Annotated in this window: 22 protein-coding genes and 2 pseudogenes; 10 read left to right on the top strand and 14 right to left on the bottom strand. The window is 66.2% G+C overall.

Annotation, left to right across the window (positions count from 1 at the left end):
* Window positions 1–123: 123 nt before the first annotated feature.
* Complete coding sequence (locus THIARS_RS09600; protein ID WP_245845862.1) at window positions 124–465, bottom strand: hypothetical protein; 342 nt, start codon at window positions 463–465, stop codon at window positions 124–126.
* Window positions 466–750: 285 nt separating this feature from the next.
* On the opposite strand from THIARS_RS09600, the gene THIARS_RS09605 reads away from it, so the two are divergent.
* Window positions 751–2229, top strand: a complete 1479-nt coding sequence (locus tag THIARS_RS09605) for a Do family serine endopeptidase (protein ID WP_094160748.1) — start codon at window positions 751–753, stop codon at window positions 2227–2229.
* Window positions 2230–2768: 539 nt separating this feature from the next.
* Here THIARS_RS09605 and THIARS_RS09610 read toward each other — a convergent pair.
* The 4 genes from THIARS_RS09610 to THIARS_RS09625 form a co-directional block, all read right to left on the bottom strand.
* Window positions 2769–3719: a bifunctional metallophosphatase/5'-nucleotidase gene (locus tag THIARS_RS09610; RefSeq protein WP_094160749.1), complete on the bottom strand. Its 951-nt coding sequence runs from the start codon at window positions 3717–3719 to the stop codon at window positions 2769–2771.
* 87 nt (window positions 3720–3806) lie between these two features.
* Window positions 3807–4622, bottom strand: a complete 816-nt coding sequence (gene istB, locus THIARS_RS09615; protein WP_094158948.1) for an IS21-like element helper ATPase IstB — start codon at window positions 4620–4622, stop codon at window positions 3807–3809.
* Window positions 4615–6141 carry an IS21 family transposase gene (istA, locus tag THIARS_RS09620; RefSeq protein WP_094158949.1) on the bottom strand — a complete coding sequence of 509 codons (1527 nt, stop codon included), beginning with the start codon at window positions 6139–6141 and terminating at the stop codon, window positions 4615–4617. Before istA ends, istB begins: the two co-directional genes overlap by 8 nt.
* 157 nt (window positions 6142–6298) lie before the next feature.
* Window positions 6299–6880 (bottom strand): GNAT family N-acetyltransferase, encoded by a 582-nt coding sequence (locus tag THIARS_RS09625; protein WP_094160750.1) that lies wholly within the window; start codon window positions 6878–6880, stop codon window positions 6299–6301.
* A 151-nt stretch (window positions 6881–7031) separates the two neighbouring features.
* Between THIARS_RS09625 and THIARS_RS09630 the strand changes: the two genes are divergently transcribed.
* Window positions 7032–8048 (top strand): IS110 family RNA-guided transposase, encoded by a 1017-nt coding sequence (locus THIARS_RS09630; protein ID WP_094160751.1) that lies wholly within the window; start codon window positions 7032–7034, stop codon window positions 8046–8048.
* A gap of 1001 nt (window positions 8049–9049) precedes the next feature.
* Here THIARS_RS09630 and THIARS_RS09635 read toward each other — a convergent pair.
* The 6 genes and pseudogenes from THIARS_RS09635 to THIARS_RS09660 all read right to left on the bottom strand — a co-directional run bounded on the left by THIARS_RS09635 (window position 9050) and on the right by THIARS_RS09660 (window position 13463).
* On the bottom strand, window positions 9050–10027 hold the full coding sequence (locus THIARS_RS09635; RefSeq protein ID WP_245845865.1) for a serine/threonine protein kinase: 978 nt from the start codon (window positions 10025–10027) through the stop codon (window positions 9050–9052).
* A 224-nt stretch (window positions 10028–10251) separates the two neighbouring features.
* Window positions 10252–11304, bottom strand: a pseudogene (locus THIARS_RS09640) (alkene reductase); the annotation flags it as partial.
* Window positions 11305–11626: 322 nt separating this feature from the next.
* Window positions 11627–11977 carry a hypothetical protein gene (locus THIARS_RS09645; protein WP_141202381.1) on the bottom strand — a complete coding sequence of 117 codons (351 nt, stop codon included), beginning with the start codon at window positions 11975–11977 and terminating at the stop codon, window positions 11627–11629.
* A gap of 23 nt (window positions 11978–12000) precedes the next feature.
* Window positions 12001–12249 (bottom strand): annotated as a pseudogene (locus THIARS_RS19280) (DUF3303 domain-containing protein); the annotation flags it as partial.
* A gap of 417 nt (window positions 12250–12666) precedes the next feature.
* Window positions 12667–12906: a DUF3303 domain-containing protein gene (locus tag THIARS_RS09655; RefSeq protein ID WP_094160755.1), complete on the bottom strand. Its 240-nt coding sequence runs from the start codon at window positions 12904–12906 to the stop codon at window positions 12667–12669.
* The gene (locus tag THIARS_RS09660; RefSeq protein WP_094160756.1) at window positions 12906–13463 is read right to left on the bottom strand and encodes a cysteine hydrolase family protein; all 558 of its coding nucleotides are present in this window, start codon (window positions 13461–13463) and stop codon (window positions 12906–12908) included. Before THIARS_RS09660 ends, THIARS_RS09655 begins: the two co-directional genes overlap by 1 nt.
* Window positions 13464–13840: 377 nt before the next feature.
* Here THIARS_RS09660 and THIARS_RS09665 point away from each other — a divergent pair, with 377 nt between their 5' ends.
* From THIARS_RS09665 to THIARS_RS09675, 3 genes are all read left to right on the top strand, one after another.
* Entirely contained in the window at window positions 13841–14302 is a 462-nt protein-coding gene (locus THIARS_RS09665) for a (2Fe-2S)-binding protein (RefSeq protein WP_094160757.1), read from the top strand.
* Window positions 14303–14306: 4 nt separating this feature from the next.
* Window positions 14307–16502 carry a xanthine dehydrogenase family protein molybdopterin-binding subunit gene (locus THIARS_RS09670; protein WP_094160758.1) on the top strand — a complete coding sequence of 732 codons (2196 nt, stop codon included), beginning with the start codon at window positions 14307–14309 and terminating at the stop codon, window positions 16500–16502.
* A gap of 103 nt (window positions 16503–16605) precedes the next feature.
* Window positions 16606–17715: an XdhC family protein gene (locus THIARS_RS09675; RefSeq protein WP_094160759.1), complete on the top strand. Its 1110-nt coding sequence runs from the start codon at window positions 16606–16608 to the stop codon at window positions 17713–17715.
* A gap of 40 nt (window positions 17716–17755) precedes the next feature.
* On the opposite strand, the gene THIARS_RS09680 is transcribed toward THIARS_RS09675, so the two are convergent.
* Window positions 17756–18304, bottom strand: coding sequence for a nucleotidyltransferase family protein (locus THIARS_RS09680; protein WP_094160760.1), 549 nt, complete (start codon window positions 18302–18304; stop codon window positions 17756–17758).
* 276 nt (window positions 18305–18580) lie between these two features.
* Between THIARS_RS09680 and ettA the strand changes: the two genes are divergently transcribed.
* Together ettA and THIARS_RS09690 are read left to right on the top strand one after the other, a co-directional pair.
* On the top strand, window positions 18581–20245 hold the full coding sequence (ettA, locus tag THIARS_RS09685) for an energy-dependent translational throttle protein EttA (RefSeq protein WP_094160761.1): 1665 nt from the start codon (window positions 18581–18583) through the stop codon (window positions 20243–20245).
* Between the two features lie 47 nt (window positions 20246–20292).
* Window positions 20293–20658, top strand: a complete 366-nt coding sequence (locus THIARS_RS09690; protein WP_094160762.1) for a thioredoxin family protein — start codon at window positions 20293–20295, stop codon at window positions 20656–20658.
* 38 nt (window positions 20659–20696) lie between these two features.
* Here THIARS_RS09690 and yccX read toward each other — a convergent pair whose 3' ends face one another.
* Together yccX and THIARS_RS09700 are read right to left on the bottom strand one after the other, a co-directional pair.
* The gene (yccX, locus tag THIARS_RS09695; protein ID WP_094160763.1) at window positions 20697–20981 is read right to left on the bottom strand and encodes an acylphosphatase; all 285 of its coding nucleotides are present in this window, start codon (window positions 20979–20981) and stop codon (window positions 20697–20699) included.
* Entirely contained in the window at window positions 20968–21753 is a 786-nt protein-coding gene (locus THIARS_RS09700; protein WP_094160764.1) for a YggS family pyridoxal phosphate-dependent enzyme, read from the bottom strand. Before THIARS_RS09700 ends, yccX begins: the two co-directional genes overlap by 14 nt.
* Window positions 21754–21950: 197 nt before the next feature.
* Between THIARS_RS09700 and THIARS_RS09705 the strand changes: the two genes are divergently transcribed.
* The 3 genes from THIARS_RS09705 (at window position 21951) to THIARS_RS09715 (ending at window position 24882) form a co-directional block, all read left to right on the top strand.
* The gene (locus THIARS_RS09705) at window positions 21951–22997 is read left to right on the top strand and encodes a type IV pilus twitching motility protein PilT (RefSeq protein ID WP_094160765.1); all 1047 of its coding nucleotides are present in this window, start codon (window positions 21951–21953) and stop codon (window positions 22995–22997) included.
* A 64-nt stretch (window positions 22998–23061) separates the two neighbouring features.
* Window positions 23062–23691: a cyclic nucleotide-binding domain-containing protein gene (locus THIARS_RS09710; RefSeq protein WP_094160766.1), complete on the top strand. Its 630-nt coding sequence runs from the start codon at window positions 23062–23064 to the stop codon at window positions 23689–23691.
* A gap of 57 nt (window positions 23692–23748) precedes the next feature.
* On the top strand, window positions 23749–24882 hold the full coding sequence (locus THIARS_RS09715) for a PilT/PilU family type 4a pilus ATPase (protein ID WP_094160767.1): 1134 nt from the start codon (window positions 23749–23751) through the stop codon (window positions 24880–24882).
* Window positions 24883–24944: the final 62 nt, after the last annotated feature.

Here is a 24944-nt window from a genome sequence, read left to right on the forward strand (position 1 = left end):
CGGGCGGCGGCCCGGGCGGCGCCGCCGGCACCACGTAGCAGCCGGCCAGCGCGGCAGCCGAGCCGACCGAGACCACGGCCAGGCGCAGGCGCCGCCCCAAGGTGTGCGGCATGGCAAGGCCTCTCATCGCCCGATCTGCCGGCTGATGGCGTTTTCCTGCTGGTTCAGGCCAGCCTGTTGCGCCTTGGTGATGTAGCCGCCGTTCGCATGGGCCATGGCCCGCTGCTCGAGCCGTGTCTGGCGCACCGCGCCGTGCAGGTCCCGGGCTTGCGAGGCCGTGAGTTCGCCCTCGCGGCGTTCATGCGCGATGCGCAGGTTCAAATGGCGCGTGCGGTCCAACACCTGGTCGCGCCGCGGATGCGCCCGCTCCCAGCCGGTCTGCGCATGCGCGGCCGTCGCGCAGAGCAGCGCGCCCAGGGCGAAAGCGCCGAGCATGGCCTTGTTGAATCGTGATCTGACGTTCATGGTTCGAGCTCCTGTTGCGTGGATGGATCGGTTGCTGCATGCATTGACGGCCATAACGAAGCCGGCGCCGCGCGCAGCGACAGGCCCGCGCATGCCAATGTGAGCAAATGTGACATCAGCCGGATTGGGGCCTGTACACGCGCCTACCGCATCGCCCACCGCCAACGGATGCGCAACAAGCCGCAACGGGCACTTAAGGCAGATCTAAGCCGAAGCAAGGATCATTCAGCCCAAGCAAGATCGAATTGCTTCGGATCGGCATCAGATCAATCACGGAGGTTCACGATGAAATCCAGAAAACTTTGGGCCGCGCTCGCGGCGGCCGGCATCATCGGCGGCAGCGGGTTCATGGCCTACCAGCTCAGCTACGCCGGGCTGCCCGCGCAGCATGTGGAACTCGACCACAAGGCGGTTCCCCTGTTCAACAACCCGCCGGCCGCCGCGGTGCAGACCGCCGCGGTGGGCGGGCCGAACTTCTCCACCATCGTGAAGGAATTCGGCCCGACCGTCGTGCACATCAACGTGCGCGGCGAAACCACCACCACCTCGGCCGACATGACGCAGGTGCCGCCGCAACTGCGCAACTCGCCCTTCTTCCAGTTCTTCCAGCAGTTCCAGAACCAGCAGCCGCGCGAAGTGCCCACGGAGGGACTGGGCTCGGGCTTCATCATCAGCTCCGACGGCCTGATCCTGACCAACGCCCACGTCGTCAAGGGCGCCAAATCGGTCACCGTCACCCTCACCGACCGCCGCACGTACAAGGCCAAGGTGCTGGGCTACGACACCAAGACCGACATCGCCGTGGTGAAGATTCCCGCCAAGAACCTGCCCACCGTGCGCGTAGGCAACCCGGCCAACCTCGACGTCGGCGACTGGGTGCTGGCGATCGGCTCGCCCTACGGTTTCTACAACACCGTCACCGCCGGCATCGTCAGCGCCAAGAGCCGTTCGCTGCCCGACGACGACATGGTGCCCTTCATCCAGACCGACGTGGCCGTGAACCCCGGCAACTCCGGCGGCCCGCTGTTCAACACCAAGGGCGAGGTGGTCGGCATCAACTCGCAGATCTTCACCCAGACCGGCGCGTTCCAGGGCCTGTCCTTCGCCATCCCCATCAACGTGGCCGAAGCCGTGGCCAAGCAAATCATCCAGAGCGGCCGCGTGGAGCACGCCAAGCTGGGCATCGCGGTGCAGACCGTGACGCAGCAGCTGGCCAACTCCTTCGGCCTGCAGACCCCGCGCGGCGCGCTGGTGGCCAACGTGTCCAAGGACAGCCCGGCGGCCAAGGCCGGGCTCAAGGCTGGTGACATCATCCTCAGCGTCAACGGCGAGCCGGTGAACGACTCGGCGGACCTGCCGATGATGATCGGCCTGATGCACCCCGGCCAGGCCGTCAAGCTCGGCGTGTGGAGCAACCACCGCGAGTCCACCGTCACCGCCACGCTGGGCAGCTTCGGCAGCAATATGGTGCTGGCCGACGCCGGCCCGGGCGTCAACGGCCACGGCCTCGGCCTGCAGGTGCGCCCGCTCAAGCCCACCGAGGAACAACAGGCCGACGTGCATCACGGCCTGCTGGTGGAAAACGTGTCCGGCCCCGCGCAGGAAGCCGGCGTGCAGTCCGGCGACATCCTGCTCGCCGTGGACGGCCAGCCGGTGGACAGCGTGCAGCAGGTGCGCAGCATCCTCAAGAGCGCCGGCAAGACCGTGGCCCTGCTCATTCAGCGCGGCAACAACCGCATCTTCGTGCCCGTGGAAATGGGCTGACGCACAAGCCGGCGGCCCCGCCGGTTTCCCCTCCACCCCGTCACGGCAGGGCCGGGGTGGTCTTCAAGCGAGCGAGCAAACTTTCGGCGGGTGCCTCACCCGCCGTTTTTTTGGGTTGCGGCTGGAGAGTCGATCTGGCGGGGGTTAGGGGTCGGTTCTCGACCCACAGGAGTCGGTCGCCACATGTGAAGCGGCCAGTGATAGACACCGCTGCCTCTCAAAACCCACTGACATTGAACCAGGCGGGCACCATCAATCGAGACTGGATTCAGAGGGCGCCAACCCGTTGATTGATGAGCGCGGCATCCTCGATTGCCTTATTGATCCGGCCCTCTGAAGTTTGAACTTTTCTACGCATCTACTCTGCGGCGAAGGTAGCGAAAAATGCTGACTTCATCGGGCCGAAGCAATAGTTCTCAAAAACGGTGGTTTGCGTAGCGTTCGAGTTCAGCGGCTGCCGAAGGCAGTCCGCTGGAACGAAGAGTTGGGCGTCATGCTATGTCCCGAGTTATTCCGCTTGATCCGCCTTACAGGGTTTATCAAATAGCCACCACGCTGCCGCGCCGGTTGCCTCGGACCTGGCGGGGGCTCGCAAACAACTGCTGCAAGGCCTGGATCGCATCGACCTCGATCTTCTGCCGGTTGCTGCCGTACTTCTTCGGCACGCCTTGCTCTCCCAGCATTGCGGCGCGATAGACCCTGCCACCGTGGATGGGGCTGCCGCCGATGAGCAGATCTTCGATGCGGTGGCCCTTCGGGTTCTCCATCTTGAAGTACAGGTTCAGGCCGCGGCAGCGCTTCACAAAGCCGCCCATCTGGCAGTACGCATCGGCCGCGTAGGTGCGTTCGAGATTGGCCTCGAGCATCGCGCGTAGTTCGTCGCCAGTGAGTTCGATCGTCGAGATCGGCGGCGCGGTCGGCACGATGTTCCACAGGTGCTCCATCGTCACCGCGCCGGGCAGGATTGGCGCGCCGTAGCGCCAGCCGTTCGAAAAGGCCAGCGGCGTGCCTGCAGCGCTGGCTATTGCGTCGAGCAGTACGTTGTCCATCGTCGCTTCGAGCGAGGTCGCCCGGTCCAGCGGACTGCGCACCTGGCCAACGACCTGGTCGAGGAATTTACGGTGCGGCGCGACCGCTTCCTGCACTCTGCACGCCATTTCGGGGTCGGGCGCGATCTGCTCGTCCACGCACACGAGTTCGTGTCGCACATCCACCACCTTGCGACCGCTGACCGTCAGGTCGAGCCGCCCGACGAACGAGCCGTGGCAGCCTGATTGGATGATCGGCGTGCTGCCGACCCAGACCGGCCGATACAGGCGGTTGTGCGTGTGGCCGCTGATGAGCACGTCGATGCCGGAGACTTCGGCGGCGAGCTTGGCGTCTTGCGCAAAACCAAGATGTGACAGCACCACGACCAGATCAACCTTTTCGGCACTGCGCAGGCGCTCGATGTGCGCCGGTAGCTCGATGTTACCCAGCGTGAAACGCACACCGGTCGAGTAGCTTGTTGATTCATCGGCACAACTGAGCCAGTGATCACGTCGAATGCTGAGCCACTGGGTTGATGGATGTTTTGGCTACTCGGTTGTGGATAAGTCTATCGGGTCTGCTGTTTTTCGATCTCCTTTCTGCGCTTTGCCGCGTGGCTTTGGTGGTGCCGCGCCAGCGGCACTGGAATGCTTGAATCGCCAGCTCTCATTGCCGGTCTCCACGATGTGGCAGTGGTGCGTGAGGCGGTCGAGCAAAGCCGTGGTCATCTTGGCGTCGCCGAAGACGCTGCTCCATTCCGAGAAGGTGAGGTTGGTGGTGATCACCACGCTCGTTCGCTCGTACAGTTTGGAGAGCAGGTGGAACAGCATCGCGCCGCCTGATTGCGTGAACGGCAGGTAGCCCAGTTCATCCAGGATCACCAGATCGACGTACATCAGCCGGTGTGCCATTTGCCCAGACTTGTTCTGCGCCTTCTCCAGCTCCAGGGCATTGACCAGCTCCACCGTGGAGAAGAAGCGCACCCGCTTGCCATGCATGCGGATGGCCTCGATTCCCAGGCTCGTGGCCAGGTGGGTTTTGCCCGTTCCGGGGCCGCCGACCAGCACCACGTTGTGCGCCGAGTCCACGAAGCCAAGGGTGTGCAGCTGGCGCACCAACGCCTCATCGATTGGCGTGTGAGCAAAGTCAAAGCCAGCGAGATCGCGGTGCGATGGGAACCGCGCCACGCGCATCTGGTAAGCCATGGAGCGCACCTCGCGCTGCGCGGTCTCGGCCTTGATGAGCTGGTGCAGCACGGCCTCGTGATCAAGCGACTTCATGCGGGCGGTTCCCAGCACCTCCGGCCATGCACTGGCCATGCCATGCAAGCCCAGCGCCTTGAAGGCATCCATGACGTCATGCATGGTCGGACTCCGGTGAAGCCTCGTGAAGCGGGAGGCTGCGCAGTGCGTCGTAACGCTGCAGGTTGGCCAGTGGCGGCGTGTTGAGCGTGAGCCTCGTGGCCACAGGTGGCTCGGGCATGCGCTGCTCCTGCAAGCGCGATAGCACGTTGAGCACATGCTCGGCACTCACCCGCCCGGACTGCAGCGCCAGCTCCACCGCCACCAACACGGCCTCCAAGCCGTGCAGGCTCACGCCCATGAGCACCTGCGCCATCACCCTGTCACCACCGCTGTGGCGCAGCAACTGGCGCTGCAGCTCCTGCAGGGGTTCGGGCATGGTCTTGAAGGGTGCGCCGTTACGCAGCCCGCCGGGCTTGCGCTCGATCAGCGCGATGTAGTGCATCCAGTCGTAGAGCGTCTGATCCCGCTCGAAGCTGCGCGCCAGGCGCACCTGTCGCCCGTCAGGCCCGACCACCAGCAGACCATCGGCATAGGCCCGCAAGCTGACCACCGCGTGGATCCATTCGCACGGCACGCTATAGCGGTTGCGCTGGAAGTGGATCAGCGAAGTGGCAGAGACCCGAACCGGCTGCTCCACATAGCCATCAAACGCTCGGGGGTTGGGCATGAGGCGAACCCGTTCGTCCTGCCAGACATCGGCCACCGTGAGCTGCGTCCATTCAGGGTGGCTCATCTCGGCCCAGGCCTTCACACAGGCCTGCTGCAACCAGTCGTTGAACTCGCCAAGCGATCCCCAGCGCCGTTCACTGGCCTCGCGCCAGATGTCCTTGCGCCGATCCTGAACGTTCTTCTCGACGACCCCCTTCTCCCAGCCGGCGGCCCGGTTGCAGAACTCCGGCTCGAACAGATAGTGCCCGGTCATGGCCTCAAAGCGCGCGTTGACGCTGCGCTGCTTGCCCTGGCCGACCTTGTCCACCGCCGTCTTCATGTTGTCGTAGATGCCCCGCCGGGGCACGCCACCGAAGAGAGCGAACGCGCGCGCGTGCGCATCGAACAGCATCTCGTGCGCCTGGCTGTAGTACGCCACCAGGCAGAAGGCACGACTGGCCGCCAGCTTGGTGTGTGCCACCTCCAGGCGGCGACGCAGCCCACCGATGAAGAGGTACTCGCAGCTCCAGTCGAACTGGAACGCCTCGCCCAACTCGAAGCTCAGCGGTATAAACCCCGCGCCGCGTGCCGCGTTGCCTTGCTCTTGCTGCCAGCGCTGGGCAAATGTGTACACCGGCCCCCGGCTGCCGCTGTAGCCCTGCGCCCGCAGCGCTTCAAACATCGCCTTGATCCCGCGCCGATCGCGTTTGCTGCGATGGCTATCGGCTTTGAGCCACTGGCTCAACTGCTCCTTGTACGGATCCAGGATGCTGGGACCTGACACCCGTTGAGGGTATCTGGGCTCGGTCATCTGACCATCTTTGAGCCACTTGGTGGCTGTGTTGCGCGAGATGCCCAGCCTGCGGCTGGCCTCGCGCACCGACACGTCCTGCCTCAGCACGAGGCGGCGCAACTTGCTCAATGTGCTCACGTTGATCACTCCTGCTCCCCTGTGCTGAAAAACTCAGCACGATAGAGCGGCAACGTGGCTCAGATTTCAACGTGAACGCGTCCCCAAATGGCCCAGTTTTGGAAATGAATCAACAAGTGGGCGAAGCCCGCTTGCGGACGTCCGCTCGATGGAAGGGTTAGGTCTCGCTGCTTTGCCCATTGCGACCTCTCGATATCCATTCGCTCGCCAGCAGCCCGTATAGGCCTGAATCGGAAACCTCTCCTGCAACGATCCATCGCTCTCGGAGGTGCCCCTCCTTCTTGAAGCCAAGGCGCTCCAGACTCTTGGCAGACCGGAGGTTTCTGGGGTCGATATCGGCTTCCACTCGGTTTAGCCCGAGTTCGGAGAACCCAAACTCCAAGAGCGCATTCAACGCCTCGTTCATGTAGCCCTTGCCCCAGGCTTCAAAGGCCAGCGTGTAGCCGATCTCGGCGCGACGGCACTGCTCCTGTAGATTGAACAGGGAGCATTCCCCGAGCAGCCTTCCATCGACTGTTTGCTCGATCCCGAAACAGGCGTAGCGACCGGCGCTCATTGCCTCAACATCCCTGGCGATGCGTTCGTGAGCAATGGCAATGTTTGGCAAGGAAGGTCTGCTCAGATAGCGTGTCACGCGAGGATCGGAAAAGATCCCGAATAGAGCAGGCGCATCGGACTCGCGCAGAGGGCGCAAGAGCAGGCTCTCGGTGCGCAAGGTGGTCTGGTCGAAAGCAGGCATGACCGGCACTGTAGCGGGGTGCGAGACCTAACGAATGAAAGGGACTTCCCCGTCCCGAGTGATCCGCGCAGTTGCGTGGTACGGCATCGAGGTGCCACGATGGGAAGTGCGATCTCTCATCAACTCACTCGTTTTGTGGAAGGGGAAGGCCATGCGCATTGTCACCATCGGAATTGATCTTGCCAAGAACGTCTTTGCGGTTCACGGCGTGGACGCCGCAGGCAAAGCGGTGTTGGTTCGCCCCACTGTGCCGCGGGCCAAACTGCTCGAACTCATCGCCGCACTGCCACCCTGCCTCGTCGGCATGGAGGCGTGCTCCGGCGCCCACCACTGGGCACGCGAGTTTCAGAAGTTCGGCCACACCGTGCGCCTGATAGCGCCCAAATTCGTCACCCCTTACCGCCTCTCGGGCAAGCGCGGCAAGAACGATGCGGCGGACGCCGCCGCCATCTGCGAGGCCATCACCCGGCCCAGCATGCGCTTCGTGCCCATCAAGAGCATCGAGCAGCAAGGCCAGTTGCTGGTGCACCGTGCCCGCCAGGGTTTTATCGAGCAACGCACGGCCACGCTCAATCGCATCCGCGGCCTGCTCTCGGAGCTGGGCATCGTGCTGCCGTTGAAGGCGGCTGTGGTGCGTCGCGAGGCCTTGGCCCGCCTGGAAGATCTGCCGGGCTGGGCCAATACCGTGATCGGGGATCTGTTGAGCGAGGTCACCCGGCTCGATGAACGCGTCGCCCAGTACGACCAGCACATCCGAGCCATGGCCCGCCAAAGCGCCGAAGCACAGCGCCTGATGCAGCTCTCGGGGGTTGGGGAGATCACGGCCACCGCGCTCTTGAGCACCATCGGCAATGGCCGAGACTTCAAATGCGGGCGCCAACTGTGTGCCTGGCTCGGTCTGGTGCCCGGCCAGTACAGCTCGGGCGGCAAGCAGCGTCTGGGCCGCATCACCAAGGCCGGCGACCCGTACCTGCGCAGCTTACTGGTGCTGGGTGCCAGAGCGGTGCTGGCGGCAGCCAAGAACAAGAGCGACCCGATCAGCCGCTGGGCCACGGCGCTGGCGCAGCGACGCGGCTACTGGAAGGCCGTGGTGGCGATTGCGGCCAAGAACGCCCGCATGTGCTGGGCGGTGCTCAGTCGGGGCGAGGATTTCAGATTGCCGACCTGAGCACCGAGCGGCTCAACCGAACACATCAGCCAACAAGAGGAGATTTGATTCGATTTCCACCACCGCGTGCAGCCGCCGCCGTTGATGAGTCAAGGTTGGACCTGCGCGGGGCGTGACCGTTTAACTCAAGGAGTCCAGGGTCGATGCAAGCATCGACCCTCCTCGGCTAACGAATGGGTCCCCCGCGCGCGTCTTTCATCAGGGTCCGCTGCTATTCAAGCAGCATCCATGACCGTTTGTAGTTTCGCTGTCCGCATCCCTTGCTCTGTGAGCAACGCAGGCCTGGCGCTGAGGGTGGAAAACCGTCATCCAACGTCCGCTCCGTGATCTATCGCGCTGCGATGCTTCACGGCTGGATCGGTGTTTGACTTTCGAGGGGAAGCCCTTGTAGTAATGTAGACCGTCGGATAAGCCACACGGCCAGATTATCCGACACGATAAACACAAAGAACGGTAGTGCTGGCGAGGGCCTTGCGATCCTGCAACCCGCATGACTCCACGCTTTCAAGGCACTGCTGTGCAGTTTTCCGTCCCACGATGATGCGCTAACCCTGTCATCTATCCTGGGTTGATGCCCATGCTGGCGCAAATCCAAAAACGAGGCATTTTGCGCCAAATTGTCTAATCGCCCAAATTCAGGGCCTTGCAGGGTGGCACTTCAGGTGAGTTGACCGGCGTTTTTGCCGCATGAGAATGCGTTGTCACCCCTCTTGATCGCCACGATGGCTATCGAACGATTTCACAATGACCGTTCATGGCCAATTCTGTTGAAAAACTCGGTTCTCGCTGCGCGGAGCCTCAAAGGCATCAAGGTCGACCTCTCAGATCGATCCAGGGGCGGCGATCGGCGTCCTGGTAAGGGTTGGAGGACCCACTGAAAAGTGACATCGGACCGCGACTGGGAGTTTTTCAACACAATAGGCCGAGAACAGCCGGATGCCGAACATCGACCAGTGTCCACGTTGACGCACCCAGCCGTCCAAAGTAGGCAAAACCAAGCGTCAAATTCGCGGCGGTTCCTGCATCAGCGCGACCTGCTCGCGCAGTTCGAGGATGCGGTCCTGCCAGTAGCGCGGGGTGCCGAACCAGGGGAAGGCGGCGGGGAAGGCGGGGTCGTGCCAGCGGCGGGCGATCCAGGCGCTGTAATGGATGAGGCGCAGGGTGCGCAGGGCTTCGACGAGGTGTTTCTCGCGGTCGTCGAATTCACGGAACATTTCGTAGCCGCGCAGCAGCGCGGAGAGTTGGCGCCGCATGTCGTCCTCGCCGCCGGAGAGCAGCATCCACAGGTCCTGAATGGCGGGGCCGCTACGGCTGTCGTCGAAGTCGACGAAATGCGGGCCGTCGTCGGTCCACAGCAGGTTGCCGGGGTGGCAGTCGCCATGCAGGCGCAGCATCTGAACGTTGCCGGCGCGCTCGTAGGCGCTGCGCACGCCATCGAGCGCCTGGTCGGCGACGCTGGTCCATGCCAGGCGCAGTTCCTCGGGCAGCCAGTCACCGGCCACCAGAAATTCGCGCGGCTCGGTGCCGAAGCTTTGCATGTCGAGCGCGGGCCGGGCCTGGTACGTGGCGCTTGCACCGACGGCATGGATGCGGCCGAGGAAACGCCCCAGCCATTCGAGGATCTCGTCCTGTTCGATCTCGGGCGTTCTGCCGCCCTGCCTGGCGAACAGCGCGAAGCGGTGGCCGCCGTGGTGGTGCAGCGTTTGCCCGCCAAACGCCAGCGGCGGCACGGCGGGAACTTCGCGTTCCGCAAGCTCGAGGGTGAAGGCATGCTCTTCGAAAATGGCCGCGTCATTCCAGCGGCCGGGGCGGTAGAACTTGGCGATGCGCTGGCTACCGTCTTCGAACCCCACTTGGTAGACGCGGTTCTCGAAACTGTTCAACTGCAGCAGCCTGCCGTCGCAGCGCAGGCCGAGGCTGTCGATGGCGTCGAGGATGCGATCGGGGGTCAGGCCGGCATAGGGGGTGTCGCGGTTCACGTGGCTTGATGCGCTGGGGAGCAAGGGGCGGGATGTGCCGTGCCGGAGCGCTTGCCGCCGGCCATGGGCACAGCATACGCAGGCCGGCTTGCGGCGGGCACCGCGCCAGGTCAAGCGGGCGTGCCGGCAGGCCCGGCGTTCAAGGCCGGGGCGCGGCGCCATTCGGGGCGCGCCCCGCCAACACATGCCGCGCGGCCGCGCCGCCTCACGGCGGGCGCCGCNTAGTCGGTGTAGCCCTTGGCGCCGGGGGTGTAGAACGTGTCCATGTCCGGGGCGTTCAAGGCGGCACCGGCCTTCCAGCGCGCCAGCAGGTCCGGGTTGGCCAGGATGGGGCGGCCCACCGCGATCAAGTCGCACTTGCCGGCGGCCAGGTCGCTCTCGGCGCGGGCGGCGTCGTAGCCGCCGGAGAGGATGAGCGTGCGCTTGAAGGTCTTGCGGAACATGGCCTTGATGGCGTCGGGCACCGGCGGCGCGCCCATGGGCGAGTGGTCCACCAGGTGAACGTACACCACGCCGCGCGCGTCGAGCTGCTGCGCCAGGTAGGTGTAGTCGGCGTCCATGCCGTCGTACACGGGCATGTCGTTGAACACGCCGTAGGGCGAGAGGCGGATGCCCACCTTGTCCTTGCCGATGGCGGCGATGGCCGCGTCCACCACCTCCAGCACGAAGCGCGCGCGGTTCTCGATGGAGCCGCCGTAGGCGTCGCTGCGCTGGTTGGTGTTGGGGCGGATGAACTGCTCCAGCAGGTAGCCATTGGCGGCGTGCAGCTCCACGCCGTCGAACCCGGCCGCCACGGCGTTCTTCGCCGCCGCGGCGTACTCGGCGATGGCGGTCTTGATGTCGGCCTCGGTCATGGCCTGGGGCACGGGGTGCGGCTTCAGGCCTTCGGCGTCGGTGTACATCTCGCCGGGAGCGACCACCGCCGAGGGCGCCAGCACGCGCGCGCCGGCGGGCAGGTTCAGCGGATGGGCGATGCGCCCGCAGTGCATGAGCTGCAGGAACATCTTGGCGCCCTTGGCGTGCACGGCGTCGGTCACGAGCTTCCAGCCGGCCACCTGCGCGTCGGAGAACACACCGGGAATGCGCGGGTAGCCCAGGCCGTTGGGCGAAGGCGAGGTGCCTTCGGCGATGATGAGCCCGAGCGAGGCGCGCTGCGCGTAGTACTCCGCCATCAGCGCGTTGGGAATGTTGCCGGTGGCGCGGCTGCGCGTGAGCGGCGCCATGACCAGGCGGTTCTGCAGTTTCAACGGACCGAGGGTGGTTTCAGAAAACAAAATTGACATGACGCATCCTTTGAAAAAGTGCGGGTTGTGGAATGGACGGGGCTGGGTGCGGCGTCGTGCAGGGCTTGCGGGCCTAGCCGCTAAAGGCCCGGGCTGCTATGGCGCGCGCACAGCCGTACCCGGCGACATGGCGCCTCGGGTGAAGCCCATGTCATAGACATGAACAGGAGCGAAGGTAGCGCCAATTCCGCGCCTTTGCAGGCGCCAGCTTTGAATGGGCGCGCCACACAAGCTCATTGCGAAAACACGATGCGCGAACGACCGACATCGGGCAGGCACACCCGCTGCTGAGTGAGGCGCCCGCCGTCAAGCGCAGTCAGTCAGCCTCAAGCATGCCTTGTGCCGTGCCATCGGCTGATGAAGCGGCTGCGTGGTTTCCCGGCATGGTCCAGCCACCGGCCACGCCGTTGCTCGCGACCATATAGAACGCGGTGAAGGCGCGGTTTGCAATTTTGATGCTGCCGCGAAGAACATGCTTTTCGATGTAGGCCATGGCGTCCTCGGTCGGGAGCATCGCCCCCTCCTTGCGACTTACCTCGATGACCAGCGAGTCCTGCCCGAAATGCCGGCGCAGACCGTCGGCAAGCCGACTTCCCCGCAAGCCCTGGCCGTCCGCCACAATGGCCCAATCGAGCGTCAGAGGGGGTTCCACGAAGTGGTCCAGCATCAGCTTGTGCACTCGTCTTGGGTTCATCGCTGGGTGGGCACTTTGTCCAAGTAAGGCGCAACCAGTTCCCGTGTTTGCGCGCTTTCGACAACGGGAACAATTTCGAAAGTTGCCCCTGTGCCCCGCCAGTGCAGCACCCAAGCCTGGAGAAGCCGCAAATCACCGCACTCCATCCGTTGAAAGCAGCGCGCAAAGCTGGGCTCGATCCAACTGGCGACGTATTTCAGCCCCTCCGGCAGTCCGTGCCCTTCGTCTCTCACGCGCCTGTAAACAGGGAGCTGTCGTTGCCTTCAAACCGCTCGATCACCATAATTTAATGTCCTCGCAAGATATTTGCGAGAAGTTCAGATGTCACGCCAAGAATACACGCCCCGATCAATGCCACCAAAAGTCGTTGCCATGGTTTTATCGCAAGGAGAAAGGCAAGAATTCGCGAGTTCGGCTTAAATCGTTTAATTGTTCGCCATAAAATCCATAAAATGGCAGTCACAGTTGGAATTAGCATATAAAGCTCAAAAATGCTAACTCCATAGTCATTCGACGAGTTAGGGTATGCGAGTCGATAGATGATGGAACAATAAAATGCTATAATTGTAAATAATGAAATTATGTCTAACATTACAGAAATAATCATAACTTTTATATTAAAACTCATCTATATATTAATGAAATACATTTCTATAATGCAACTATTTTGCAATTTTCTCTATAGAGTGAGCTTGGGCCGCTTTGGTTATTTGCAGCACCCAAGCCTGGAGAAGCCGCAAGTCATCGCACTCCATCCGTTGAAAGCAGCGCGCAAAGCTGGGCTCGATCCAACTGGCGACGTATTTCAGCCCCTCCGGCAGTCCGTGCCCTTCGTCTCTCACGCGCCTTGTAAACAGGGAGCTGTCGTTGCCTTCAAACCACTCGATCACCATGAAAAGCATCAATGTCCCCTCGATGGTTCGGCCCCAAAGACCACACCCTCTGCCGGGATGGCGCGGACTCGCGGGCCGAAACTTTCGATGTTTGTCAGTGTGTGGTTGTGGTGCTGGATGATTTGCGCGGCGCTCAGAAGCGCCGAACCCTCGGTGGTGTGGGCGTCTTCCACCAGCACCACGGGGTAGCCGAGTGCCAACGCGCGGCGCGTGGTGGTGTCCACGCAGAACTCGGTGTGCATGCCGCAAATGACCAGGTCGGTCACGGCATGCTGCGTGAGGGTGTCGGTCAGCACTGTGCGGTGGAAAGAGTCCGGGGTTGTTTTGCGAATGCGCAAATCCGAAGGAGCTGTGTGGAGTCCATGGGCGAGCTGCCAACCGCGTGTTCCGTGCATGAGCTCTCCGGTGCTGGACTCGTGCTGCACGAGCACGACCAGTGCGCCTGCCGCACGAGCCTTCTCGGCAACCTGATTGATGCGGCCGATGACCTCTTGTGAGGCGAAGGCGGCGTGCTCGCCCTCGCAGAGGCCTTGTTGAACGTCGATCACAAGCAGCGCTGTTTTCATCGGTCGTTGTGGGTGTAGGGGTTGTGCCAGGTCTTGTGGAGCCAGCCGCTGCGGTCTGGTTGGCGCCCAGCATAAGGTTGGCCCGAGCGGGCCCACAAGCGGGCACATCACGCAGGCGTAACCAGATTTGACGTGCTGGCTCGGCGCCCAGAACGGCTTCTCAGGTTGGGGCACCAGCTTGCCGCATAGCCTCGGCGCTGCGTGCCTTGGCAGTCAAAATGCGTCCCAACGGAATGGGCGCTTTTTGCCTAAGATGCGTTGAGTTGCTGCCGCGGCTTGCCGGCAGTTGGCAGGGCGGCCGCTGCTTGCACGATTTCGCGGCGCGGGACCCCACGCCGCCCAGTGCCACCGCGGCTTTACCTGGAGGGCAACGCGCCATGATCAAGCTCGACGTCAACGGCAAGGTCCACGAACTGGACGTCAGCCCCGACACCCCGCTGCTGTGGGTGATTCGGGATCACCTGAAGCTGATGGGCACCAAGTACGGCTGCGGCATCGCGGCCTGCGGCGCCTGCACCGTGCATCTGGACGGGCAGCCGGTGCGTTCCTGCCAGACTCCGGTTTCGTCCGCGGCGGGCAGCAAAGTCACCACCATCGAGGGCGTGCAAGGACCCGAGGCCAAGGCCGTGCAGGAGGCATGGATCGCGGCCGAGGTGCCGCAATGCGGCTACTGCCAGTCGGGCCAGATCATGGCGGCCACGGTGCTGCTGCGGCAAACGCCCAAGCCCACGGATGCGCAGATCACGGACTTCATGAACGGCAACATCTGCCGTTGCGGCACCTATCAACGCATTCGCGCCGCCATCCACCAGGCGGCCGCCGCGCTGCACAAGGGGTAAGGCCATGGACACGCGCAAGGATTCCGAGGTTTCGCCGGCGCGTCGGCGCCTCTCGCGGCGGCGTTTCATCCAGGTGTCGGCGCTGGCCGGCGGCGGACTGCTGCTGGCGTTCGAGCTGCCGGTGCGCGAGCGCCTGGCGCAGGCCGCCGCGCTGGTCAGCGGCACGCACGGCGCAGGCCCGCCGGGCTTCGCGCCGAACGCCTACATCCGTCTCACGCCGGACGGCGTGGTCACGCTGTGGGTGGCCAAGTCGGAAATGGGCCAGGGCGTGATGACCGCGATGCCCATGCTGCTGGCCGAGGAAATGGACGCGGACTGGGCCGCGGTGCGCATCGAGCAGGCGCCGTCCACCCCGGCGTTCGGCCAGCAGGGCACGGGCGGCAGCACCAGCGTGCGCCAGTCGTGGCAGCCCTTGCGCCACGCCGGCGCCACGGCCCGCGCCATGCTGGTGGCCGCCGCCGCGGCGCAGTGGAAGGTGGCGCCGGGCGACTGCCACGCCAAGGCCGGCGCGGTGGTCGGCCCGCAAGGCCGCAAGGCGGGTTTCGGCGCGCTGGCCGCGGCGGCGGCCAGGCTGCCGGTGCCCGATCAGGTGAAGCTGAAGGATCCGAAGAACTACACCCTGATCGGCAAGCCGGTGCCCCGCGTGGACGCCGCGCCCAAGACCAATGGGCAGGCGGTGTTCGGCATCGACGTGCAGGTGCCGGGCATGCTGGTGGCCTCGGTGACGCAATGCCCGGCGTTCGGCGGCAAGCTCGCGCACGTGGACGACCGCGCGGCGCGCGCCATCCCGGGCGTGCATGCTGTGCTGCCCATCAGCAGCGGTGTGGCGGTGGTGGCGAACGATTTCTGGACCGCCAAGAAGGGGCGCGACGCGCTGAAGATCACCTGGGACCTGGGGCCCAACGCGCGGCTGGACGACGCCGCCATCGCCGCGCTGTTGCACAAAGCGGCGCAGGAGCCGGGGGTGCGGGCCTGGAAGGTCGGCGCGGGCGATGCCGCCGTGGCCGCCGCGCAGGCGCCCGGCGGCAAGCTGGTGGAGGCCAGCTACACCCTACCCTTCCTCGCCCACGCCACGATGGAGCCGATGAACTGCACCGCGCACGTGCAGAAGGACCGCTGCGACATCTGGGCGCCGACCCAGGCGCAGACCTTCAACCAGGGCACGGCGAGCCGCATCACCGGGCTGCCGGAGACGGCCATTCACGTGCACACCACTTTCCTCGGCGGCGGCTTCGGCCGGCGCTTCGAGCAGGACTTCGTGGCCCAGGCGGTGGAAATTTCCAAGGCGGTTGCGCGCCCGGTGAAAGTGGTGTGGCTGCGCGAGGACGACATGCGGCACGACTTCTACCGCCCGGCGAATCTGGCGCTGATGCGCGCGGCGCTGGGCGCGGACGGCACGCTGCGGGCCTGGAGCCACAAGGTGGTGGGGCCGTCCATCATGGCGCGGGTGTTCCCCTCGCGCGTGCGCAACGGGCTCGACATGGGGGCGGTGGACGGCGCGGTGGAGCTGCCCTACGCGCTGCCGAACGCCGAGACGCGCTACGTGATGTGCAACACGCCGGTGCCGGTGGGGTTCTGGCGTTCGGTGGGGCATTCGATCAACGGCTTCACGGTGGAATCGTTCATGGACGAAATCGCCCACGCCGCCGGGCAGGACCCCTACCGCTTCCGCCGCGCCCTGCTGGGCCGCGACAAACGGGCGCTGCAGACCCTGGACACCGCGGCCGCGATGGCCGGCTGGGGCAAGCCGCTGCCGGCGGGGCATTTCCATGGCATCGCCATGCACCGCGGCTTCGGCAGCACCGTGACGCAGGTGGCCGAGGTGTCGGTGAACCCGGCCGGCGAGGTGACGGTGCACCGCGTGAGCTGCGCGGTGGACTGCGGGCAGGTGGTCAACCCCAACACCGTGCAGGCGCAGATGGAAAGCGCCATCGTGTACGGCCTGTCGGCGGCGCTGCTTGACGGCATACGCCTACGCGACGGCGGCGTGGTGCAGGCGAATTTCGACACCTACCGCGTGCTGCGTTTCGACGCCACGCCGCATGTGGACGTGCGCATCATCCAGAGCGGCGAAGCGCCGGGCGGCATCGGCGAGCCGGGCACGCCGCCCATCGCCCCGGCCGTGACCAACGCGGTGTTCGCGGCCACGGGCAAGCGGGTGCGCAGCCTGCCGATCCGTGCCGAGACGCTGAAGGCCTGAGCCAGAAACAGGGGCCTGGGCGGGCGGCGGCGCGGCTCGCCGCAAGCCTGCGGTTCGCCCGGCCGGCGCCCCGCGAAAGGCCAGGCCGGTGTAAGGTTCGCCCATGGACGACATCGACCTCGTGGTGCTGCGCACCCTGCGCGACTGGCGGCTGGCCGGCCGGCGCGCCTTGCTCGCCACGGTGGTGCGCACCTGGGGCGCATCGCCGCGGCCGGTGGGCTCCATCCTCGCGCTGCGCGACGACGGCGCGGTGGTCGGCTCGGTGTCGGGCGGCTGCGTGGAGGACGACTTGATCGCCCGCTACGCATCCGCGAACGAGGCGACCGCGCCGGATGCCGCCCTCGCCGACGGCCCGCCCGCGTTCGTGAAATACGGCGTCACGGCGGACGAGGCGCACCGCTTCGGCCTGCCCTGCGGCGGCACGCTGGAACTGCTGCTCGAATTCGACCCCGACGCCGCCGCGCTGGACGCGCTGGTGCGCGCGCTGGACGCCGGCCGGCTCATGCGCCGCGTCACCCGGCTGCGCGACGGCGCGGTGCGCGTCGAGCCGGCCGAGGTGCCGCAGGAACTGACGCTGACAGACAGCGAGATGGCCAACACCTTCGGCCCGGCCTACCGCATGCTGCTGATCGGCGCCGGCCAGCTGGCCGAGTACCTGGCCACCATGGCCCTGTTCAGCGGTTTCGCCGTGACCGTGTGCGACCCGCGCGAGGCCTACCGCGGCAGCTGGGCGGTTGCCGGCGCCGCGCTGGTGACGGGCATGCCGGACGACGTGGTGCTGGATTTCCGGCCCGACCGCCGCAGCTGCGTGGTGGCGCTGACGCACGACCCCAAACTCGACGACCTGGCCCTGCTGGAGGCGCTGAACACCGAGGCGTTCTATGTCGGCGCGATCGGCTCGCGGCGCAACAACGCGGCGCGGCGCCAGCGCCTGATGGAGCATTTCGGCCAGACCGAGGCCGCTCTGGCGCGGCTGCGCGGGCCCATCGGCATCCACATCGGCAGCAAGACCCCGGCCGAGATCGCGGTGAGCGCGATGGCGGAGATTCTCGCGGCCAAGAACGGCGTGCCGCTGCCGCGCGATCTGGACGTGGCGCGGGCCAAGAATGCGCGCTCCGGCGACATCGCCCCCGGCGTTCGGGACGCCAAGGCCACGGCGGCGGCGAGCGCGGACGAGGCGATGGACGGACCCGCCCGCGGAACCGCGCACTAGCGCCGCACCGCGTGCAGGCGCAGGCTTGCCGGCCGGAGCGCTACGGCGGCTGGGGAGCGTCGATGTCGAACAGCACGCCGCTGTCGGCGGTTGGCAGTTCGCACACCCGCGCGGCATGGGCTTGCACCACGGCCCGCGCGCCGGCATCGCCGCGCAAGGCGCTCAGCGCCGAAAAATAAGCACGGCTGAACCCCACGGGATGACCGCGCCGGCCTGCGAACACCGGCATGGCGATGCCGCCATCGACCACGGCGTCGGCCACGGCGCGGATGGTGGCCGGCTGCACCCGCGGCATGTCGGCCAGGCCGATGACCCAGCCGCGCGCCTGCGCGGTTTCGCGCACGCCGTGCGCCAGGCTGTGCCCCATGCCGAGCGCGGCGTCCGCGCAGTGGGTCACGGCGATGCCGTGGCGCGCCAGCTCCCGCGCCAGCGCGGCGTCCTGCGCGCGCAGCACGACCAGCACGTCGTCCAGCGCCGCGCGCATGGCCAGCGCGCAGGCCAGGGCCATGGGCCGGCCGTCGACCAGGGCCAGGCGCTTGTCGGCGCCGAAGCGCAGCGACTGACCGGCGGCAAGCAGCAGGCCTTGCATGATGGATGGTGCGGGTTGAAGGAGGGCGGCCAAGGCTGGTTCACGCAGGCGCGAACGCAGGACACGGACCAGCTTAGCAGCGGCCTCGGCGCCTTTGCGCCACACGCTGCGGGCCGGAAACGCGCCCGCGCATGCCTGCGATAGGGTCCAGCGAACCGTCCCTCGGCCGCATGGCGCGCTTTGCACGCGCCGCCCCCCGTCCGCTAAGCTGCCTGCCTGACCGCGCGGCCCGAGCGGGCCGCCGCAACCTTGCAACTCCCAGGTACCGTAGAACCCATGGCGCAATACGTCTTCACCATGAACCACGTCGGCAAGATCGTGCCGCCGAAACGTCAAATCCTCAAAGACATCTCGCTGAGCTTTTTCCCCGGCGCCAAGATTGGCGTGCTGGGCCTGAACGGCTCGGGCAAATCCACCCTGCTGAAGATCATGGCCGGCGTGGACAAGGACATCGAGGGCGAGGCCGTGCCGATGCCCGGCATCAAGATCGGCTACCTGCCGCAGGAGCCGCAGCTCGACCCCGGGCAGACGGTGCGCGAGTCGGTGGAGGCCGGGCTGGGCGGCGTGCTCGCGGCCAAAAAGCGGCTCGACGAGGTGTACGCCGCCTACGCCGAGCCCGACGCCGACTTCGACAAGCTGGCCGAGGAGCAGGCGCAGCTCGAAGCCATCATCGCCACCGGCGAGGGCGAGAACACCGACCTGCAACTCGACATCGCCGCCGACGCGCTGCGCCTGCCGCCCTGGGAGGCGCGCGTGGGCGATCTGTCCGGCGGCGAAAAGCGCCGCGTGGCGCTGTGCCGACTGCTGCTGTCGCGCCCGGACATGCTGCTGCTCGACGAGCCCACCAACCACCTCGACGCCGAGAGCGTGGACTGGCTGGAACAGTTCCTGCACCGCTTCCCCGGCACCGTGGTGGCCGTCACCCACGACCGCTACTTCCTCGACAACGCCGCGGAGTGGATTCTGGAACTCGACCGCGGCCACGGCATCCCGTGGAAGGGCAACTACAGCTCGTGGCTGGAGCAGAAGGAGGCCCGCCTGGAGCAGGAGTCGCGCACGGAGGCGGCACGCATCAAGGCCATGAAGCAGGAACTGGAATGGGTGCGCAGCAACCCCAAGGGACGCCAGGCCAAGAGCAAGGCGCGCATGGCGCGGTTCGAGGAACTGGCCAGCCACGAGTACCAGAAGCGCAACGAAACCAACGAGATCTTCATCCCCTTCGCCGAGCGTCTGGGCAATCAGGTGATCGAATTCCGCGACGTGAGCAAGAGCTACGGCGACCGCCTGCTGATCGACAAGCTGAGCTTCTCGGTGCCGCCGGGGGCCATCGTCGGCGTCATCGGCCCCAACGGCGCCGGCAAGTCCACCCTGTTCCGCATGATCACCGGGCGCGAACAGCCGGACTCCGGCGAAGTGGTCGTCGGCCCCACCGTGCGCCTGGCCTTCGTCGACCAGAGCCGCGACGCCCTGCCCAACGACAAGACCGTGTGGGAGGCCGTCAGCGGCGGCCACGACATCATCACCGTGGGCAAGTTCGAGATGGCCAGCCGCGCCTACCTGGGCCGCTTCAACTTCAAGGGCGGCGACCAGCAAAAGCTCGTGGGCCAGCTCTCGGGCGGGGAACGCGGCCGGCTGCACATGGCCAAGACCCTGCTGTCGGGCGGCAACATGCTGCTGCTCGACGAGCCGAGCAACGACCTCGACGTGGAAACCCTGCGCGCCCTGGAGGACGCGCTGCTGGAGTTCGCCGGCAGCGTCATGGTCATCAGCCACGACCGCTGGTTCCTCGACCGCATCGCCACGCACATCCTGGCGGCCGAAGGCGATTCGCAATGGACCTTCTTCGCCGGCAACTACCAGGAATACGAAGCCGACAAGAAGAAGCGCCTCGGCGAGGACGGCGCCCGCCCGCACCGGCTGCGCTTCAAACCGCTGCGCTGAGGGTCCACCTGCGAAGGCGCCCGCGCGCCTTCACGCCCGAGACCGCGATGGAACTGGAACCGCTGATCGTCGCCTGCCTGTGCGCCCAATGGTGCGGCGTGTGCCGCGACTGGCGCGCCGCGTTCGACGCGCTGGCCGCGCGGCTGCCGCAGGCGCGCTGCGTCTGGGTGGATGTGGAGGATCAGGCCGCGCTGCTCGGCGATCTCGAGGTCGACAGCTTCCCCACCCTGGCCGTGCAGCGCGGCCCCTGGCTGCTGCACTGCGCCCCGGCGCTGCCGCAGGCCGACGTGTGGCTGCGCCTGGTGGGTAGCCTCGCGGCGCTGGACGCCACGCAGTGCCGGGCGCAGGCCAGCCGGCTGGCCGGTTCGGCCCCAGACTCAACCTGGCCCGACTTGCGGCGCTTCACGCGCTGAACGGAACACGTCGTCGTCCCGCCGGCCGGCGCCAGGCGTCAACCGATCGAAAACCCCGGCGGCGCGACGACCCCGGCGCCATCCTCCATGCGCACCGCCTCCACGCGCGAGGCGGGCGAACCCTGCCACAGCCAACGGCACAGCGCCTCCACCGCCTGCGCCTCGCCGCACGCCAGGACTTCGACGCTGCCGTCCGGCAGGTTGCGGGCATGGCCGCGCAGGCCGAGGCGCAGAGCTTCGGCGCGGGTGTAGGCGCGAAAGGACACGCCTTGCACGCGTCCGGTGACGATGCAGCGCCGGCATACCGGCTCAAGCCCGGCCATTGGCGCCTCCAGGGCCTGACGCGTGCGTCCCGCGCAGCGGCGGGCGGCTGCCGAACAGCGCCGTGCCGACACGCACGATGGTCGCGCCTTCGAGCACGGCGGCTTCGAGGTCGGCGCTCATGCCCATGGAGAGCGTGTCGAGGGCAAGGCCTTGCCGCCCGAGTTCCTCCAGCAACTCTCGCAACCGGGCGAATGGCGCACGTTGCCCCTGCAGCCCCTCGGCCGGGGCGGGAATGCACATCAACCCGCGCAGGCGCAAATGGGGCAGCCCCGCCACGGCATGGGCCAGTTCGGCCACGGCTTCGGGCGCCACGCCGCTCTTGCTCGCCTCCCCGCTGATGTTCACCTGGATGCAGACCTGCAGCGGCGCCAGCGGCTGACCGTCGCGTTCGGCCGGACGCTGGGCCGACAGGCGCTGCGCCAGGCGCAGCCGGTCGACGGCGTGGACCCAGTCGAACTGCTCCGCGACCTCGCGCGTCTTGTTGCTCTGCAGCGGGCCGATGAAATGCCAGTGCAACCGCGGCCAGCGCAATTGCGGGCCGGCGGCGCGCAGCGCGGTGATCTTGGCCGCGCCCTCCTGCACGTAGTTCTCGCCGAAATCGGCCTGCCCGCAGGCGGCGAGCGCGGCAACCGCCTCGGCGGGAAAGGTCTTGGACACGGCGAGAAGCCGGATCGAAGCCGGATCGCGCCCGGCCTGGCGCGCGGCGGCGTCGATACGGGCATGCACCTGCCGCAGGCGCGACAGCCAGGGATTGGGTTCTGTTTCGGACATGGTGTGGGAAGCCGAACGAGGCGGCGGAGGCGCAAACCGAAGTTCGCGCCTGGCCGCGGCGACGCAGCGGCCGGGCTGGCCTTTCGCATCGCCGTTCCGCAGAAACAACAGGCCGGCAGGCGCCCGGCGGCAATTCGACAGGCCTGACGCGGACTGGCCCGTACTATAAGGAAATTGCCAATCTCGGGGAGGATTCGGTGGATATCACGCAATTGCTGGCCTTCAGTGTGAAGAACAACGCGTCGGATCTGCACCTGTCTGCAGGCCTGCCGCCGATGATCCGGGTGCACGGCGACGTGCGCCGGATCAACGTGGAGCCGCTGGACCACAAGACCGTGCATGCCATGGTGTACGACATCATGAGCGATGTGCAGCGCAAGCACTTCGAGGAGTATTTCGAGGTCGATTTCTCCTTCGAGATCCCCGGGCTGGCGCGCTTTCGCGTCAACGCCTTCAACCAGAACCGCGGCGCCGGCGCGGTGTTCCGCACGATTCCGAGCAAGATCCTCACCCTGGAAGACCTGAACGCGCCGAAGATCTTCGGCGATCTCTCGCTCAAGCCGCGCGGCCTGGTGCTGGTCACCGGCCCGACGGGCTCCGGCAAGTCCACCACGTTGGCGGCCATGGTCAACCACCTCAACGAGAACGAGTACGGCCACATCCTCACCATCGAGGACCCGATCGAATTCGTGCACGAATCGAAGAAGTGCCTGATCAACCAGCGCGAGGTGGGGCCGCACACCCTGTCCTTCTCCAACGCCCTGCGCTCGGCTTTGCGCGAGGACCCGGACTCCATCCTGGTGGGCGAGATGCGCGACCTGGAAACCATCCGCCTGGCGCTGACGGCCTCCGAAACCGGGCACCTGGTGTTCGCCACGCTGCACACCTCCTCGGCGCCCAAGACCATCGACCGCATCGTCGACGTGTTCCCCGCGGCCGAGAAGGACATGGTGCGCGCCATGCTGTCGGAAGCCCTGGTGGCCGTCATCTCGCAAACCCTGTGCAAGATGAAGGACGGCAACGGGCGCGTCGCCGCGCACGAGATCATGGTCGGCACCCCGGCCATCCGCAACCTCATCCGCGAGAACAAGATCGCGCAGATGTACTCCATGATCCAGACCAGCCAGGCCCACGGCATGCAGACGCTCGACCAGAACCTCGCCGACCTGGTGCGGCGCAACGTCATCTCGGCGAGCGAGGCCCGCAGCAAGGCCAAACAACCCGAGAATTTCCCCGGCGCCTGAGACGCCCCACGCCAACCCCAAGACCACCGCGCCGCGTGGCGCCTTCGTTCACCGCGTACCTCCCATGAAAAGAGTTCTCGACATGTTGCGCCGCAACAAAACCCCGATGGAAAGCCGTGACGAGAGCCCTGAGTCTCAGTTCTTCACCACCGGATTCCACGACGTGGACGACGCCACGGTGCCGGTGGTGCACTGGGCCGAGCGTGCCAAGGCCATCGGCGCGCGCAAGCTGGCCAGGCCGGCGCCGGTCAAGCGGCTGAAGGAACTGTGGAGCCGCGACCGCTTCATGGCCGGACTGTCGCCCGACGACCTGGAGAAGTGCGCGCGGCATTTCGAGTTCTACGCCGTGGACGCCAACAAGGACCTCATCGCGCAGAACGAGTACGGCGGCTTCATGCTGGTGGTGCTCCACGGCGCGGTGGCCGTGGACCGCCAGCAGCCCTGGGGCGAGCGCCTGCGCCTGACCGAGGTGCGCGCGGGCAACGTGCTCGGCGAAATGTCCCTGCTCGACGCCGGCCCGCGCTGGTCCTACTGCACCACCCTCAACCCCTGCGAGGTCGCGGTGCTCGAAGCCGGCGCGCTGGACGCCATGATCGAGCAGGACCCGGGTTCGGCGGCGCGGCTCGTCGGCTCGCTGGCACGGCGGCTGTCGCTGCGCCTGCGCAAGCTGGGCGCCAGTTCGCAAACCCCCTGATGCACAGGACCATCCGCCTCGACCAGGGCAAGACCTGACCACGGAGATAGATGCCAGATGGAACGCGATCAAGCCTCGAAGTTCGTGCACGACCTGCTGCGCCTGATGGTCAGCCGCGGCGGCTCCGACCTGTTTCTCACCGCCGACTTCCCGCCCGCCATCAAGGTCGACGGGCAAGTCAGCAAGATGTCCGCGCAGCCGCTGACGCCGCAGCACACCCAGGCGCTGGCGCGCGCCATCATGAACGATCGGCAGTCCTCCGAGTTCGAGAAGAACAAGGAATGCAACTTCGCCATCGCGCCGTCGGGCATCGGCCGCTTCCGCTGCAACGCTTTCCTGCAGCAAGGCAATATCGGGCTTGTGCTGCGCCTCATCCCCCAGATCCTGCCGACCATCGAGACCATGGGGCTGCCCAGGGTTCTCGAGGAGCTGGCGATGAGCAAGCGCGGACTCATCATCTTCGTCGGGGCCACCGGAAGCGGCAAGAGCACGTCGCTGGCGGCCATGCTCGACTGGCGCAACGAACACTCGTACGGCCATATCGTCACCATCGAGGACCCTATCGAATTCGTGCACGCGCACAAGAACTCCATCGTCACGCAGCGCGAGGTCGGCATCGACACCGACAGCTGGGAGGCGGCGTTGAAGAACAGCATGCGCCAGGCGCCCGACGTGATCCTGATGGGCGAGATCCGCGACCGCGAAACCATGGACCATGCCGTGGCCTTCGCCGAAACCGGGCACCTGGTGCTGGCCACGCTGCACGCCAACAACGCCAACCAGGCGCTGGACCGCATCGTCAACTTCTTCCCGGAGGATCGCCGCAACCAGTTGCTGATGGACCTGTCGCTCAACTTGAAGGCGCTGGTGTCGCAACGCCTGCTGCCCAGGCTGGACGGGCGCGGGCGCGTGGCCGCGGTCGAGATCATGATCAACTCGCCCCTGATCGCCGACCTGGTGTTCAAGGGCGACGTGGGCGAGATCAAGGACGTGATGAAACGCTCGCGCGAACTGGGCATGCAGACCTTCGATCAAGCCTTGTTCGATCTCTACGAAGCCGGCAAGATCAGCTACGAGGACGCCTTGCGCAATGCCGATTCGGTCAACGACCTGCGCCTGCACATCAAGCTCGACAGCCAGCGCGACAAGCAGGACCCCAGCAGCGGCACCGAGCATCTGGCCATCGTTTAAGGCGCCCGCGCTGCGCCCGATCCGCGACCAGCCCGACGGCGCCGCCGCGCCCCATTCCCGTC

Origin of the sequence: Thiomonas delicata (genome assembly GCF_900088825.1) — a bacterium.
GTDB classification, from domain to species: Bacteria; Pseudomonadota; Gammaproteobacteria; order Burkholderiales; family Burkholderiaceae_C; genus Thiomonas_A; species Thiomonas_A delicata.